Genomic DNA, 15,523 nt, shown 5'->3' on the forward strand with positions numbered 1-15,523 from the left:
TTGCAAGGTCCACATGCGCCTACCAGCATTCCTGCGCGCTGGTGTTGGCGGGGGTCTTCACTCCCGCCTGGTTCACCGACATCGTGGCGCATGGATCCTTCGCCTGGTCACCCTGTGGAACGGCAGTGATCGTGAAGGTATTGGCGGTGGGCGCGTTGAAGGTCACCTGGTAGATCGCCTTGCTGCCATCGCGCGGCGAGGCGATCGTGGTGGCGCCGCTCTCGGCGAAGGTGAAGCTGGAGTAGCTGTTGTTGAGCGTGTGATGGCGCTCGGCACGCTGCGCGTACTCGACCAGTTCGGCCTTGGCCGCGGCGCGCTTGGACTTGCGCACCTGGCTGGTATAGGACGGGTACGCAATGGACGCCAGGATCGCGACCACGGCGACGGTGACCATCAGTTCGATCAGGGTGAAGCCGCCGACCTTGTACGGGCGGCGTCCTGGCGGGAAGGAAGTCTTGCTCACTGGATCTGCCTCCACGATTGGCGACCGCACGGATAGGGGACGTAGACAATGTCAGGACCGTTGGGGTAGCCCATGTAGCAGCCGGGGCCGCCCGGAGGTGAGGGAGCCGGTCCAGCGCCGCCACCACCACCACCACCACCACCGCCACCGCCACCACTCAGCGACGCCACCGGCACGCGCGGAAGCGCGAACGGGGTGTTGTTGAGCACGGGCGCGCTGCCGGTACTCCGGTTCTTGAGTCCGGCGGTCCCCACTGCGAAGCCCGTACCGCCCGGCGAGTTCAAGGTGGCACGGCCCAGCGCGCCCTCACCGGTCAACGGGGTCAGCGCAAAGAACCAGTTGATGCCCGTCGCGGCACAGCCACCCGACGTTGACGGTTGCGGCGCGTAGGTGGAGAGGCTGACGATACCGTTGGCCAGCGTCGGGTTGCTGACAACGCGTTCGCTGAGCCCGTCCTTGAGCGTACTGACCGGCAGGTCGATGTACCACCCGCGCGCGTTTGCGGGGGCGCCCGCAATGGCGGTGAGCGTCCGCGAGTCGCCGGAGGTATTGACGGTCCGCCCCATCAGATTGGCGCGGGTCACGGTGCTGCTGGTCGGGCCAGCGTCGGTATCGTTCACGCCGTAGATAGTCTGCTTCGAGTTGTCGCGCACGTCTTCATTGAACGAGAAGCTGCCGGTACCGAAGTAGAGCATCAGGCCGCCATTGGGGCCGGTGCCGGTGGTGATGCCGCCGGTGATCGGCTGGCGCACGGTCAGGCCCTTGTCGGTGGACGGCAGGCTGGTGAACAGCGGCCGGTCGGGCTTCGCCATGTCGCGCAGGTCGAACTTCCACACCGCGCCCTTCTGGTCGGTGCCGTACACGGTGTCGGAAATGCCGTCGCGTGAGCGCACCTTCTGGTCAGTGCCGCCCCAACGGTCGATCACCACGATGCTGCCCAGGCCGTTGGTGCCGGACGGGACGCCCGTGCCGGTCTCGACCGCGTCGATCATGGTTGCGCTGCCGTCGGCGACATCCACCACGAACAGCACCGCCTTGCCATTGGCGCTGTTGAAGCCGTTGCCGAAGATGGCCTTCCACTTGATATCGGTCCCTACCTTGACCGGCACGATCACGGGCTTGGACAACACGAAACCGATGTTGTTCCGCACATCGACCGGCAGGTTGGTATCGAGGTCGCTGATCTCCCACTTCTTCGACGTCGCTGCGAACGTGGTGCCCGGGGTCACGTCCAGGCCGAACACGCCGCGACCACCGGCACCGGAGGCGCCAACCAGGGTGGTCCGCCAGGCATTGCCATAGTAGGTGTCACCGACGGCAATCTGGCCGTCCACGAAGTAGCGGTGCTGGAACTTCTGCGAGGTCTTCTTTTCCGGCTCCGCGCGGAACAGCAGATTGGCCATGTTGCCGAGCGCGGTGTTGGGAATATAGGCAAACGCTTCGGTACCGCCACCGGCAACCGTGTCGCCCTTGGCATCCATGCCGCCGTTGAACGCGTGCAGCATGCCGTCGTTGGCGCCCACGTAGATCATGTAGTTGGCGGTGTCTGCCTTCTTCTTCAGGTACTCCGCGTAAGCCTTGCTCATCGTCGTGTCCGCCAGGCGGCGATACCCGTAGTCGTCCTTGGGCGAGCTGATGAACGGCGTGGACGTGACGATGTCGCCGATCCGGGTGGTGCGGTCGCGCAGGATGCCGCCATTGCGCACTTCGCGGGTTGTGTCGCCCCGCAGGTAGCTCACGGCCATGGCGATGTCGATCTTGCGATCGATCAACTCCTGGGTGGTGTTGCAGATCGACATGTCGGGATACTGCGTGGGCTTGTTGCAGATGTCGCCCAGGCTCACGTTGCCGGAAGTGAACTCCTGGGTCGCGCCATTCTTGGTGAAGAAGATCTTGCGGGACGCCGCGCTCTGCAGCTTCTCACTGGCTTCCCAGAACGGCGTCTGCACGATCGAACGCGTGGTCGGATCCACCGACAGCTTGGTGGCCGTCAACTTGCCGAACCAGTCGGTGCCCTCGTTGGTGTACTCGTAGTACGGCGCGACCGTCAGCGAACCCGCGCCGATGCGCGCACCGCTGAAGCCGGTACCGCCCGACGGCGAGGAGCCGGCCGTCACCGCCGACAGCACGCGGCGCATGGCGTCGGTGATTTCCGCCGGCGTGCGGGCATTGATGTACTCGCCGCGGGTATTGACCGCAGCGTGCCAGATGTCATCGACCGTACTGCGCGCGTCATTCTCCCACTGCGGCCAGTTGTTGTAGATCGCGGGGGTGGTGTAGGCGTTCTGCGGGTTGTCCGGATTGAACAGATTGCCACGCGCACCCAGGGTAACGCCGTAGAAGTTCAGGTGGAGATTGGTCTGGCAATCCAGCTGCTTGTCGGGATTTCCGCTCTTGCACGCCGCCGGCACCGGCACCTGGCCCGCGGTCAGGTCGGGACGCAGCGGCGGCAGGCCGTTGATGTTGTTGTAGTACTTGCTGACGATGTCGGCCATGGTGTCGAAGTAGCTGTCCGAAAACGGCGCCCCCATGGTCTGGTCGTTGTTGCCCACGGTCTTGGTGCCGCCATTGCTGAAGCCGTCGGTAAACAGCATCACCGCATTCTTCTGGCAGACCTCCAGCACCGGCGCTGCATCATCGGTGCGGGTGAACTGCTGGGTGGCCGAATACACCGCCTGGCGGTTGGGCGTACCGCCGCTGGCCGGCAGCGCAAGCATCTCGTCGAACAGCGCCTTGCGATCGGTGTCCACGCTCATCTTGCGCATCGGCAGGCGCTTGGCGGCCGTGTCGTAGCTGCCGTTCTGGTTGATCCGGAAGTAGCCGACGCGCAGGTTGGCGACGTTCGACAGCGAACGCGTCATGCCGGCGATCATCGCGCGGTTGCGGTTGCCATAGTACGTAAACCAGTTGGCGAAGTTCTTTGAACCAGCGTCGCTGTCGCTGGCCGGGAGCGTGTACTTCCACATCGCACACCCGGTGCCGCACGCATCGCTCACCTGCACACGGGTCGCGCCGGCATAGGCGTTGGCCTCGCCTGGCAGCTGCGGGTACGGGTCACTGGTGCCGTTTATCACTTTGACGAAGAAGGTCGCCGGCCAGTACTCGACCCGCGTGTCTGAAATGTTGTTGTTCCAGGTGCCAGCGTTGCGGTACGAGGTTCCGTTGATGTACGCACCCGCCTGGTACGTCATGCCACGCTGGATACGGAAGGTTTCGGTACCGTAATAATTGCTGGTCAGGTTGACGGTAGTGGTGGCCGCAGTCGGCTTGGGATCGATCCGCGCCTTCGACGGGATGGAGGGGGCGAAGGACACGTCCTTGTCATCCTTCCACGGTTCATACCTCACCGTCGGATTGAAATACGTAGGGTTGTACTGGGACGAGCGCGCGAAACCAAGCGAGTCGAACGGCGGCAGGCCGTAGTAGCTGCCGCTGATGCGGGGCCCCGGCATCAGATAGAAGTAATCGCAGTTGCCCGATGTGTTCACCACGCCATTGGCGTCAAAGAAGCTCAGCCGACTGGTACTCCAGCAGCCCTCGCCGTCCTGGCCGGGGAACTGGGTCTGGAAGGTCATCGAGCCGGAGTCATCCACCGCCATGATGAAGGCCGGCGTGGTGTCGGCCGGAATGTTCAGCGGCTTCTGGGCCAGGATGCCCTGCCCCTGCGCGGCAATCAGGTTGTAGCCCACGAATGCCAGGCCGATCACTGCCACCGCCGAGCCGGCGGCCGTCCACTTGAATCTGCGCGTAGCCATGGCCACGGTCCTCAGAGCTTGAAAATGGTGTCGATGACGGAGCGCGACGTCGGATTTGCCGGGTCGTCGGCCGCATACGCGGTAATCTGGAAGGTGGCCGTCGCCTGGTCGATCGGCAGCCCCTGGTCCTGCGAATTGCTGCCCGGGCCACCGCACTGGTCGATCTGGCGTACCCGTACCTTGGGCGCAGCCTCATTGTTCTTGGCCAGATCCCTGCCCCACTGGACCGGATCGAACCCGTCTTCGCAGTTCTGGGTGATGCTGGTGACGTCGACCAGGCTGCCGTTGGCCGGCGTCTCCCGGTCGGTGATCGCTTCCACGGCGTCCTCCGCGTTGCGCACGGCGCCTTCGGTGTTCTGGAAGGAACGGCTGGCGGCGCGGTAGTTGGAGGCCATCTTTTCCTGCATGCCGGCGACCTGGATGCCGGCGATGCCGATCAGCGCGAGCAGCAGCAGCATGATCAGCGCGACGTACAGCACGGCGCCCCGCTGGTGGCGGACGGGCGGGAAGGCACGGGGATGCGGCGAGCGGTTCATGGTCAGTTCCCGAACAGGCGATTGCGCAGGGCGATGCTCACTTCATAGGCGGTGCGATAACGCCCATCGGTGACGGCATCCTGGTTGTAGGTCATGCCCAGCACGCCGAGCCGGGCGGCGGCGTCCGTCGGCTTGGCGTTGCCGGTCCGGTCGGAGCTGCGCGCAACGAGGCCTACCTGGACCAGGCCCACCCGCCGCCATTCGCCAGCACCGGCGGCATTGGTGTCGACCGATACCCCGGAGGCCACCTTCTGCGAGGTGATGTTGCCGACCGGGGGGGTCGCGCCGGTAATGTCGAGCGTGTTATCCAGCCCGTACATCAGCTGCAGGTTCTCGATGCCTTCGACCAGCTCTTCGTTGATCGTATACAGGCCGGCCGAATTGGCGCGCGCACGGCGCAGGCCGGGGCCGTTGGTACCGTCGCCGATGTAGTAGACCATCGACTCCGCGCGGTACACCACGGTCGGCTCGGGCTGCGGTGCATAGCGCGTGAGGTCCACGGTACCGGCGGTGAGCTTGTTGGCGGCCAGCGTCCCTGCGAACACATCCACGTATTCGCAGTTGGCGATGCCGAACATGGTCGGCGTCGCGATTCCGTTTTCCGTGAGGCGCTTCCAGCGATCGTTGTCCGCAGCGAGCGTCAGCTCCTGGGCATTGATGGCGGTCACCGGGACGCCTTCCGGCGCCAGGAAACGCAGCACCAGGACGTCGCTGCCGGCCACCGGCTTCGGGTTGAGGTTGCTGATCGACGCGGGCAGGCCCGTCGGCAGGCTGCCGCCGCCCACGTTGAGCGTATCGGTTGGCGCGGTACCGGGCGCTTCATAACCCTGGATGGCTACGCTGAAGTCCAGCGGACTGCCAGCGCCGGTTGCAGCCACAAAGTTGTTGCGGGGCAGGCCCGTTTCCTTGATGAAGTGCGCCTGGTCATTCACGCATCCCATGTGCCCGGCCATGCGGATGTCGCGCTCGAGGAAATCCAGCGCGAAACGGCCGTTCTCCTGCGCGCGGGCCACGCCTTCGGAAAGCCGCGATGCCTGGCTGGAGGCAAGGAAGACCTGGGTGACGCCCAGCATCAGGATCAGGCCGATGACCAGGGAGACCATCAGTTCGATAAGGGACAGGCCGGCCTGGCGGCTGCGGATCATGAGCGGACCTCTCATAGCTGGGTCACGATTTCGAAGGTGGTCGCTGCATCCGGCGCGGTCCTGCTCCAACGCTCATCGGCCCAGCTGACCCGGACCGTCGCCACGCCTGCGGACACGGTCACATTCGCCGAGGCGTTGTTGCCCAGGGCCTTGACTACCTGGCATTGCCAGCGGGCGATGTTCTGCTCCACCGTGACGTCGTTGATCGGACGCGCGCACACCCCGGCGGCGGTCTTGGTCCCCGCCGCGAAGGTGGCATTGCTGTACCACTCCGACGCATGCCGGTTGCTGCGCATCTGTTCGGTCAGGTCGTAGGCGAGGTTGGTGGCCTGGGTGCGGTAGTTGGCACTCTGGACATAGCGGACGTTCATGGTCTGCAGCAGCGCGAAGCCGAGCAGGCCGAACGCCAGCACCACCACGGCGACCAGCACTTCAAGCAGGCTGAAGCCGCGCTGGCGGCCCCGCGGACGATAGGGGTTACGGATCATTTGCAGACTCCCTTCACGGTCGTGACCTGGCCGGAGGCGTTGATGGTCATCGTGCTCTGCAGCGGCTGGTTGTCGCATTTCTGCGGACGCAGGGTCACTTCCTGATCGGTGCCGTTGCGGCGACGCCCCCGGCCGTCGAAGGCGATCAGGGCGTTGGTAGGACCCGCGACGATCAGCGCACTGTTGACTGCGGTGTAGCGCAGCACGGTTTCGGCGTTGCTGAAGGCGCCGTCTCCATTGCTATCGCTGAAAGCGAGCATGCCCTGGTCCCATTTGCCGTCACAACTGGTGCCGGTGCTGCTGCCGCAGACCGCGCCGCCCTGGTTGTTGCGGATCGCGTCGCTGCGGGCGAGGTTCACCAGGCCGATCACCTGGTTATGGGTGGTGGCGAGTCGGTTCGAACGGATCAGGCTCTGGAAGTTCGGAAAGGCGATCGCAGCGAGGATGGCCACCACGGACACGGTGACGATCAGTTCGATGAGTGTGAAGCCTTTGGACCGGCGTAAAGACATGGGACGCTCCCCAGCGTGATGACAGGACAATGAACGCCCCGCCGCCCAGCGGCAAGCGCCGGAGGGACGAACGGTCGCCCAAGGGCGACGGGCGTCAAACCGTTGACACCCGTACGGTGAGCGGGCCGGGCGGACTCCCCGTCCGCCCTGCCCTTTCAGCTCAGGCCAGCACCCGGTAGCAGGGCTGGTATTCGCCGGAGATCTTCATCCGGCGCTGCTCGACGAAGGCGCGCAGCAGTTCGTCCAGGGCCTGCATCATGTCGGCGTCGCCGTGGATCTCGAACGGGCCGAACTGCTCGATGCGGCGCATGCCGTCTTCCTTCACGTTGCCGGCGACGATGCCGGAGAACGCGCGGCGCAGGTCGGCCGCCAGCGCATGCGGCGGGCGCCCGTGGTGCAGGTCGAGCGCGGCCATGGCTTCATGGGTCGGCACGAACGGCTGCTGGTACTCCCACGGAATCTCGATGGACCAGTTGAAGAAGAACGAATCCTTCTGCGCCAGGCGGTGCTCGCGCACGCGCTTGATCCCCGCCGACATCTGCCGCGCCACCGCCACCGGGTCGCCGATGATGATCTGGTAGCGCTCGGCGGCGGCATCGCCCAGGGTCAGGCGGATGAAGCGGTCGATCTGCTCGAAGTACGGCGCGGCGACGGTCGGGCCGGTCAGGATCAGCGGGAACGGCAGGTCCTTGTTTTCCTCGCGCAGCAGGATGCCGAGCAGGTACAGGATCTCTTCGGCGGTGCCGACGCCACCGGCGAACACGATGATGCCGTGGCCGATGCGCACGAACGCTTCGAGACGCTTCTCGATGTCCGGCATGATCACCAGGTGGTTCACGATCGGGTTCGGCGACTCGGCGGCGATGATGCCCGGCTCGGTCAGGCCGATATAGCGCGTGGTGTGCTTGCGCTGCTTGGCATGGGCGATGGTGGCGCCCTTCATCGGGCCCTTCATCGCACCCGGGCCGCAGCCGGTGCAGATGTCCAGCCCGCGCAGGCCCAGCTCGTAGCCGACCTGCTTGGTGTACAGGTACTCGTCGCGGCCGATCGAGTGGCCGCCCCAGCAGACCACCAGGTTCGGGTCGCCCGGATTGAGGATGCGCGCGTTGCGCAGCAGCCCGAACACCGCGTTGGTGATGCCCTCGGACGATTCCAGCTCGGCCGCATAGGCCGGGCCCATCTCGATGGCCATGTAGGCCAGGTCGCGCACCACCGCGAACAGCAGCTCGGCCACGCCGCGGATGATCTCGCCGTCCACGAAGGCCATGGCCGGCGCGTTGACCAGATCGATGCGGACGCCGCGGTCCTGCTGGGCGACCTGGATGTCGAAGTCGGGGTACAGATCGCGCGCCGCGCGCGGATCGTCGGAGGCACTGCCGCTGGTCAGCACTGCCAGGGCACAGCGCCGCAGCAGCTCGTGCATGCCGCCGCCGGAGGCGTCGCGCAGGCGCGCCACTTCGGCACGGGAAAGCACGTCCAGTCCACCGCGCGGGTAGATCCGCGCGTCCTGCACCGGTAGCGCGCGCGCCGGCTTTTCAATGATGGTCATTTCCATTCTTTTCGCTTCCTCTAAGGTTGCCAACTTTACTGCTGCCCCCTTTAAAAGCAAAACGGCCGGGTTTCCCCGGCCGTTCATTTACTGCTTTACCCGCTCAGTTCATCAGAACTGGTAGCGGAAGCCCAGCTGGACCGACCACTGCGACACACCGACGTCGAAGCCGTCTGCGTCGTTGTTGGCCACTGCCGGCTCGTCCGCGCCGCGGAAGTTGTACACGTACTTGCCGTCCTTGATGCCCTGCAGGGTGGCCACACGCGCATCGGCGAAGAAGCCGTAGTCGTAGATGTTGCCCCAGTCCTTGTTGATCATGTTGCCGATGTTCTGGACGTCGATCCAGATCTCCGACTTGTGACCCTTCATGAAGCCCGGCAGTTCCTGGCTGACGCGCAGGTCGAAGGTGTTGATCCAACCGGTGCGGAACTGGTTGGCCGGGGCGTAGCTGCCCGCGTACTTGGCCAGCTGCGGGTTGTTCTTCAGCCACTCGTTGAACGACGCTTCCATCGCGGCATCGGCAGTGAACACGCCTGCCGACGTCAGGTTGCCGAACAGCACGTCACCCGGGCCGGCCGGCACGTAGAACAGGTCGTTCGCGGTGCGGCTGTCGCCGTTGGCATCGTTCACGTAGACGTAGCTGTACGGACGGCCGCTGCGGCCTTCGTAGACCAGGCCGACGCGGGTTTCGTAATCACCGAAGAACTTGTGCTTCCAGTTCAGCGCACCCGACAGGCGGTCGCGGATCTGGTAGCGCGAGGTGTTTTCGATTTCGTCGTTGGCGTTGAAGGCGTACTGGTAGCCCCAGCCCGAGCTGGCGGTGGAGCTGGTCAGCGTGCCGACTTCGGTGGCATCGGTGTAGGTGTAACCGATGTTCCAGGACCAGTCGCTGTCCGGCGCCCACGGCTTGGCCAGGGAGACGGTGAACTGCGAGGTGCGACCCTTGTCGGTATTCGCGATCTCGTAGACCGAGTCGTAGGCCTGGTTGCGACCCGCACGGGCATTGCCGGTGCCCCAGGCCGTACCGGTGCTGCCGATGGAGTAGTACATGTCACGGCCGTCCGGACCCTGGTACTGCACCGGACCCAGGTTCAGGTTCTTGTAGTACAGCGCGTCCTTGACCTTGGTGACCAGCAGCTCGGCCGAGGCCACCACGCCGTACCACGGCAGTTCGTGGTCGAAGGCCAGGTTGGCCTTGTACACCGACGGCATGTTGAAGTCGCTGCCGACGAAGTTCACGTTCTGGCGGTTCGAACCCGGGGTGGTCGGGACCGGCTGGGTGTCCTTGTTCGGGCTGAACGGCAGCGCCGGGTTGTAGCCGCTGGTGTAGGAGTAGACCGAATTGTTGAAGCCGGTCGCCGAGTAGCTGTTGCTCAGCCACACCTGCGGGGCATCACCCTGGAACAGGCCCACGCCGCCGCGCAGCTGGGTCTGGCGATCGGTGTCGAAGGTGTAGTTGAAGCCCGCGCGCGGCTGGATCAGGAACTTGTTGCTCAGCACTTCGCTGTTGTCCAGACCGAAGAATGCCGAGGCCGGGGCATTGTAGGCCGGCGCCGGGCTGGTGTCGGCACGGTCGGCACGCACGCCCAGGGTCAGGGTCAGGTTGTTGTTGACGTACCAGGTGTCCTGCACGAACAGGGCCAGGTTGCTGAACTTGTAGTCCGCCGGAATCGAGCCCGGGCTGCGCTCCGGGTTGTAGTTGTAGCTGCTCCAGCGGCCGGCAGCGAAGTTGTCCAGGCCGTAGAAGGTGTAGGCACCCCACGAGGTGGCGCCGAAGTAGTTGTAGATGTCGTTGGTGTCGTACGACGCACCGAACTTGACGTCGTGGTCACCCAGGGTCCAGGTACCCGCGGCGTAGTAGTTCCACGCCTTGGTTTCCAGGATGTTGTTCTGGGAGTTGACTTCGGTACCCAGGTACAGCGAGTCGCCGCTCGGCGAAGCTTCGCTGCCGCCGAAGAAGATGCGGATACTCGGCGCGTCGGTCGACACGTTGCGGATCGCCGAGTACTCGCGGTACGAGGCCTTCAGCTCTGTCGAGAAGTTCGGGCTCCAGTCGCTGAACAGCTGTGCGACGTAGCTCTCGTTGACCTTGTCGTGCTGGTACCAGTACGAGCTCAGCGAGGCCGAGCTGGTGGTCATGCCGTTGATGCGCAGCTTGCTCTGGTCGATCTTGCTGTAACGGATGTTGGCGCGGTGGTCGTCGCTGATGTTCCAGTCCAGCTTCAGCGCGTACTCTTCCATCTCGGTGTCGCCGTTGCTTTCCAGGCCACCGGCGGCAATGCCGTAGCCTTCAGCAATCTGCTGCGCGCGGGTCACGTCGGCCAGGGTGAACTGCGGGTTGGCCTTGCCCAGCGCGGTGCCGCTCAGGTCGGCGCCCGGGGCGGCCTGCTTGAACTTCTCGTAGTTGGCGAAGAAGAACAGCTTGTCCTTCACGATCGGGCCGCCCACGGTCATGCCGTAGGTTTCTTCCTTGGTGAAGCCGTTGAACTTCTGGCCTTCCGGGTTGTCGCCGAACCAGTCGCCGTCACGGTAGGTGCCGTAGACCGAGCCGTGGAATTCGTTGGTACCGGACTTGGTCACCGCATTGACGGTGGCACCGGCGGCGGCAGCGATGCTGACGTCGTAGTTGGACAGGTTGATGTCCAGCGCTTCGATGGCTTCCATGGCGACCGGCTGGCGGCGGGTCGGCATGTTGTTGCCTTCCAGGCCGAAGGTGTCGCTGGCGGACACGCCGTCGATGTTGATCGAGTTGAAGCGCGGGTTCTGGCCACCGGCCGAGATCGAGCCCGAGGCGCGGTCGATGAAGGTCACGCGCGGGTCAAGGCGCATCAGGTCCTGGATGTTGCCGCCGATCGACGGGGCCGTCTCGATCTGCTGCTGGCTGATGTTGGTGCCCGAGCCCATTTTGGTGGAGCTGAAGACTTCCGAACCGCCGGCCACGGCGACGACCTGCACCGCTTCCAGGTTGGTGGCAGCGACGTCGCCGGTCAGGGCGGCGTTGACGGTACCGGTCTGGTTCACGCCCAGATAGACGCCGTCTTCGGTCTTGGTGCCTTCACCGGACTTGGTGATGGTGATGGTGTACGGACCACCCACGCGCAGGCCGCGCGCGTTGTAACGACCCGCAGCATCGGTGGTGGCGCGGCTGACCGTGCCCGACTCGACGTGCGTGATGGTGACTTCGGCGCCAGCGACAGGCTGGCCAGCGGCGGACATGACCTGGCCGCCGACACCGGCAGAGGTGCTCTGGGCGAAGGCGGGGGCGGCAGCAAGTACAGCCATGAGGCCAAGGGTGAGCTTGGACATCCGGAGACAGCGTGGGTCGATCATTGGGAGTAGCCTCGATGCGAGTTGGCGATGACGGAAAAAAAAGCGCGCCCAGGCAGCAGCCGTTCAGGCAGCTGCATGGACTTTTATCTGGGTTCCCTTGCCGCAGGCTGGTTTCAGCCGCAACGGTTAACACTAGATTAACACGATAAGCCCGCTGTATGACGGTTTGGCGACAAAACACACGCCATCACAACGCGATCGTGACGCCTTCTTCACATTTGGCTGAATTGGACCAAATGCGACACTTTCCGCCGTTCAGGTGCGGTAGCGAACCCGGGTTCGCGGGTACACCCGATCAGGGTGCCAAGCCGGTGTGTCCGGCCGGTTACGACAAGGCCAGTACCTGGCCCCGATGCGCCACGCCAGCGGCGGACAGCAGTTCGACGGCGGCGGCGGCGTGAACGGCCGGTTCGCGGGCGACGCCGTCCTCGTCCAGCGAGAACGCGCGGGCCCGCAGCGCGGTGCGCATCGGGCCGGGCTGCAGGCCACTGACCCGCACCGGGCTGCGCGCCAGTTCGTCGTGCAGCGCGGCGATCAGCCCACGCAGGCCGTGCTGGGCCGCACCGTACCCGCCCCAGAAGGCACGCCCTACCCGCTCGGGATCGTCCACGGTGAACACCAGCGCGGCATCGTCGCGCTGGCGCAGCAGCGGCAGGCAGGCCTGGGCCAGCCAGGCCGGGGCGGTCAGGTTGACGTGTACCGCGCGTGCGAACGCCGCCGGGTCGGCGTGCTCGAACGGGGTCAGGCCCGGAAAGTCGGCCGCGCAGTACAGCACGCCGTCGAGCCGGCCCAGTTCGGACTGCAGGCGTTCGGCCAGGGTGGCGTAGTCGTCCGGGGTGGCCCCTTCCAGGTCCATCGGGTACAGCAGTGGTTCGGGCCCTGCGGCTTCGACCGCCGCATAGACGCGGTCGAGCCGACGCGGTTTGCGCCCGAGCAGGACCACGGTGGCCCCGGCTTCGGCACAGGCCACGGCGGCGGCGCTGCCGAAGCCGCCGCCGGCGCCGGCAATGAGAATGACGCGGCCCGCCAGCGCCCCGGTCCCGACCCCGACGGACGGGACCGCGCTCATGGCTGCGAGGCCTCTTCGACGATGCGCTTGAGCTCGCCGGATTCGAACAGTTCCAGCACGATGTCGCAGCCGCCGATCAGCTCGCCGTTGATGAACAACTGCGGGAACGTGGGCAGGTTGGAGAAGCGCGGCAGGTTGGCGCGGATCTCGGGTTCCTCGAGCACATTGACGGTGCGCAGCGCGACCGCGCCGGCAGCCATCAGGGCCTGCACGGCCCGGCTGGAGAAACCACACATGGGATACTGTGGCGTGCCCTTCATGAACAACACGAGGGGGTACTTCTCCACTTCGGCCTGGATCTGCTGCATCACCGCCACCACACTCTCCCTGCGCAACGGGGCACCCCACCTCGGCGGTCGGATAGACTCCCTGTAACGATCATTGTAATCCTACTGGCCCTGCTGCGACCCATGCCCTTCGACCTGCCCCGCCTGCCCTACGACCGTACCGCCCTGCAGCCGCACCTGTCGGCCACCCTCCTGGACCTGCATCACGGACAGCACCATCGGGCCTACCTGGAGGCTGTCAACGCACGCATCGAAGGCACCGAGCTGGCCGAGCTGTCGCTGGAGGAGATCGTGCGGCAGAGCCAGGGCAGCCTGTTCGACGCGGCGGCCCAAGCCTGGAACCACGCCTTCTACTGGCAGTGCCTGTCACCGCGCGCGGGCGGCGATCCGCAGGGGCGGCTGGGCGAGCTGGTGAGCCGCCATTTCGGCGATGCCAAGCGCCTGCGTGAGGAGTTCGAGCGGGTCGCGCTGGGCCTGTTCGGTGCGGGCTGGGTGTGGCTGGTGCAGCACCCATCCGGCGCGCTGGCGATCCAGGCCACGCGCAATGCCGGCACGCCGCTGACCGGGCAGAGCACGCCGCTGCTGGCGTGCTCCATGTGGGAGCACGCCTATTACACCGACTACCAGAACGACCGCGCGCGCTACCTCGAGGCGTTCTGGAAGCTGGTCAACTGGAACTTCGTGGCCTCGCAGCTGCGCGAGTAATTACCCGCGCAGCGTTGCGAGCGCCGGAGCGACCTGTTCGGTTCGCTGCAGTCGGGTGCCCACCACTTCGATCTCCGCCGCCAGCTGCGCCGCGTCATCGCCGCGCAGGGTGGCGTGGCCGACCTTGCGCCCGTCGCGCGGCTGCTTGCCGTAGTCGTGCCAGTGGCCGCCCGGCTGGGCCAGCACCGCCGCCGCTTCGGGCATCTCGCCGATCCAGTTGAGCATGCAGGCATGGCCGAGCATGCGGGTGTCGCCCAGCGGCAGGCCGAGTACGGCGCGCAGGTGGTTTTCGAACTGCGAGGTTTCGCTGCCTTCGATGGTCCAGTGCCCGGAGTTGTGCACGCGCGGCGCCATTTCGTTGGCCAGCAGTTCCTCGCCCCGGCAGAACAGTTCGAGGGCGAACACGCCCACGTAGTCCAGCTTCTCGGCCAGGGTGTGGGCGTACCCGATGGCGGCCTCGTACTGCGCGGGTGACAGGCTTGCCGGTGCCACGCTGGCCGAGAGCACGCCATTGACATGCCAGTTGCCGGTCACCGGCCAGGCGCGGAACTCACCGTCCCGCCCGCGCACGGCGACCACGCTGACCTCGCGCTCGAACGCGACGAAACCTTCCAGGATCAGGCCGGTACGCTCCACCTGCCCACCGAGTTCGGCCCAGGCCGCGTCGATGTCGGCGGCGCTGCGCAGGCGGAACTGGCCCTTGCCGTCGTAGCCGAAGCGGCGGGTCTTGAGGATGCACGGCAGGCCGAACTCGCCGACCCTGGCGGCCAGCTCATCGCGGCTGCGGATGTCGGCGAACGGCGGCAGCGGAATACCCAGTCCGGCGAACAGGGTTTTCTCGCTCAGGCGATCCTGGGCGACGGCCAGGGCGTCCGGATTGGGATACACCGGCACGCGCTCGGCCAGGAACTGCGCGCTGCGCGCGGGCACGTTCTCGAAATCGAAGGTGACCACGTCCACGCGTTCGGCGAACGCGGCCAGCGCGGCCTCGTCCTCGAAGGCGGCGACCTGCAGCGGCGCCACCTGGCCACCGCACGCGTCGGCGGCCGGGTCGAACAGTTCAAAGCGCAGGCCCATCGGGGCGCCGGCCAGGACCATCATGCGGGCGAGCTGGCCGCCGCCCAGGATGCCAACGGTCTTCACGGTCATTGGCGTGGGTCGTCGTGGGCCATGACGTCTTCGGTCTGGCGGGCGCGGAAGGCGTCCAGCGCCTGGCCGATGGCGGCCTGTTCCGGCGCCAGCATTGCCGCGGCGAACAGCGCGGCATTGGAGGCCCCGGCATTGCCGATGGCGAAGGTGGCGACCGGGATGCCGGCCGGCATCTGCACGATCGACAGCAGCGAGTCCATGCCGTTCAGGGCCTTGGACTGCACCGGCACGCCGAGCACCGGCACGGCGGTCTTGGCCGCGATCATGCCCGGCAGGTGCGCGGCGCCGCCGGCACCGGCGATGATCGCGCGCAGGCCACGCGGGCCGGCCTGTTCGGCGTAGGTGAACAGCACGTCCGGGGTCCGGTGCGCGGACACCACCTTGACTTCGTAGGGAACACCGAGCGCGTCGAGCTTCTGCGCCGCATGCTGCATGGTCTCCCAGTCGGAGCGGGAACCCATGACGATGCCGACGAGCGGCGCGGATTGGTTGGGGGTCATTGGCCGTCACCTGCCTTAAAGACGTATTCTAGCCG

The 15,523-nt window shown here is 65.9% G+C and carries 13 protein-coding genes; 1 reads left to right on the forward strand and 12 read right to left on the reverse strand.

Features of this window, described 5'->3' with window-relative positions; genetic code table 11:
- Nucleotides 1-19 precede the first annotated feature (19 nt).
- The 10 genes from C2U58_RS10680 to grxD all read right to left on the reverse strand — a co-directional run bounded on the left by C2U58_RS10680 (nucleotide 20) and on the right by grxD (nucleotide 13,164).
- Nucleotides 20-463, reverse strand: a complete 444-nt coding sequence (locus tag C2U58_RS10680; protein WP_301182354.1) for a type IV pilin protein — start codon at nucleotides 461-463, stop codon at nucleotides 20-22.
- A complete protein-coding gene (locus C2U58_RS10685; protein WP_102945819.1) occupies nucleotides 460-4,218 on the reverse strand; it encodes a PilC/PilY family type IV pilus protein in 3,759 nt (1,252 codons plus the stop codon). The genes C2U58_RS10680 and C2U58_RS10685 overlap by 4 nt, the downstream gene beginning before the upstream one ends.
- Nucleotides 4,219-4,229: 11 nt before the next feature.
- On the reverse strand, nucleotides 4,230-4,754 hold the full coding sequence (locus tag C2U58_RS10690; RefSeq protein ID WP_102945820.1) for a PilX N-terminal domain-containing pilus assembly protein: 525 nt from the start codon (nucleotides 4,752-4,754) through the stop codon (nucleotides 4,230-4,232).
- Between the two features lie 2 nt (nucleotides 4,755-4,756).
- Nucleotides 4,757-5,899 carry a PilW family protein gene (locus C2U58_RS10695; RefSeq protein ID WP_102945821.1) on the reverse strand — a complete coding sequence of 381 codons (1,143 nt, stop codon included), beginning with the start codon at nucleotides 5,897-5,899 and terminating at the stop codon, nucleotides 4,757-4,759.
- 11 nt (nucleotides 5,900-5,910) lie between these two features.
- Complete coding sequence (pilV, locus tag C2U58_RS10700; protein ID WP_102945822.1) at nucleotides 5,911-6,387, reverse strand: type IV pilus modification protein PilV; 477 nt, start codon at nucleotides 6,385-6,387, stop codon at nucleotides 5,911-5,913.
- A complete protein-coding gene (locus tag C2U58_RS10705; RefSeq protein ID WP_102945823.1) occupies nucleotides 6,384-6,899 on the reverse strand; it encodes a Tfp pilus assembly protein FimT/FimU in 516 nt (171 codons plus the stop codon). Before C2U58_RS10705 ends, pilV begins: the two co-directional genes overlap by 4 nt.
- A gap of 160 nt (nucleotides 6,900-7,059) precedes the next feature.
- A complete protein-coding gene (gene ppnN / locus C2U58_RS10710; protein ID WP_102945908.1) occupies nucleotides 7,060-8,448 on the reverse strand; it encodes a nucleotide 5'-monophosphate nucleosidase PpnN in 1,389 nt (462 codons plus the stop codon).
- A 111-nt stretch (nucleotides 8,449-8,559) separates the two neighbouring features.
- Nucleotides 8,560-11,754 carry a carboxypeptidase regulatory-like domain-containing protein gene (locus tag C2U58_RS10715; protein ID WP_102945824.1) on the reverse strand — a complete coding sequence of 1,065 codons (3,195 nt, stop codon included), beginning with the start codon at nucleotides 11,752-11,754 and terminating at the stop codon, nucleotides 8,560-8,562.
- Nucleotides 11,755-12,103: 349 nt separating this feature from the next.
- Nucleotides 12,104-12,847 (reverse strand): SDR family NAD(P)-dependent oxidoreductase, encoded by a 744-nt coding sequence (locus C2U58_RS10720; protein ID WP_102945825.1) that lies wholly within the window; start codon nucleotides 12,845-12,847, stop codon nucleotides 12,104-12,106.
- Nucleotides 12,844-13,164, reverse strand: coding sequence for a Grx4 family monothiol glutaredoxin (grxD, locus tag C2U58_RS10725; RefSeq protein WP_102945909.1), 321 nt, complete (start codon nucleotides 13,162-13,164; stop codon nucleotides 12,844-12,846). The genes C2U58_RS10720 and grxD overlap by 4 nt, the downstream gene beginning before the upstream one ends.
- Nucleotides 13,165-13,257: 93 nt before the next feature.
- Here grxD and C2U58_RS10730 point away from each other — a divergent pair, with 93 nt between their 5' ends.
- The gene (locus tag C2U58_RS10730) at nucleotides 13,258-13,839 is read left to right on the forward strand and encodes a Fe-Mn family superoxide dismutase (protein ID WP_102945826.1); all 582 of its coding nucleotides are present in this window, start codon (nucleotides 13,258-13,260) and stop codon (nucleotides 13,837-13,839) included.
- Here the strand turns inward: C2U58_RS10730 and C2U58_RS10735 are convergent, their stop codons facing one another.
- Both C2U58_RS10735 and purE read right to left on the reverse strand, forming a co-directional pair.
- Nucleotides 13,840-14,988 carry a 5-(carboxyamino)imidazole ribonucleotide synthase gene (locus C2U58_RS10735; protein WP_102945827.1) on the reverse strand — a complete coding sequence of 383 codons (1,149 nt, stop codon included), beginning with the start codon at nucleotides 14,986-14,988 and terminating at the stop codon, nucleotides 13,840-13,842.
- On the reverse strand, nucleotides 14,985-15,488 hold the full coding sequence (gene purE, locus C2U58_RS10740; RefSeq protein ID WP_070206940.1) for a 5-(carboxyamino)imidazole ribonucleotide mutase: 504 nt from the start codon (nucleotides 15,486-15,488) through the stop codon (nucleotides 14,985-14,987). Before purE ends, C2U58_RS10735 begins: the two co-directional genes overlap by 4 nt.
- Nucleotides 15,489-15,523: the final 35 nt, after the last annotated feature.

The sequence above is a fragment of the Stenotrophomonas sp. VV52 genome, assembly GCF_002893095.1.
GTDB lineage: Bacteria > Pseudomonadota > Gammaproteobacteria > Xanthomonadales > Xanthomonadaceae > Stenotrophomonas > Stenotrophomonas aracearum.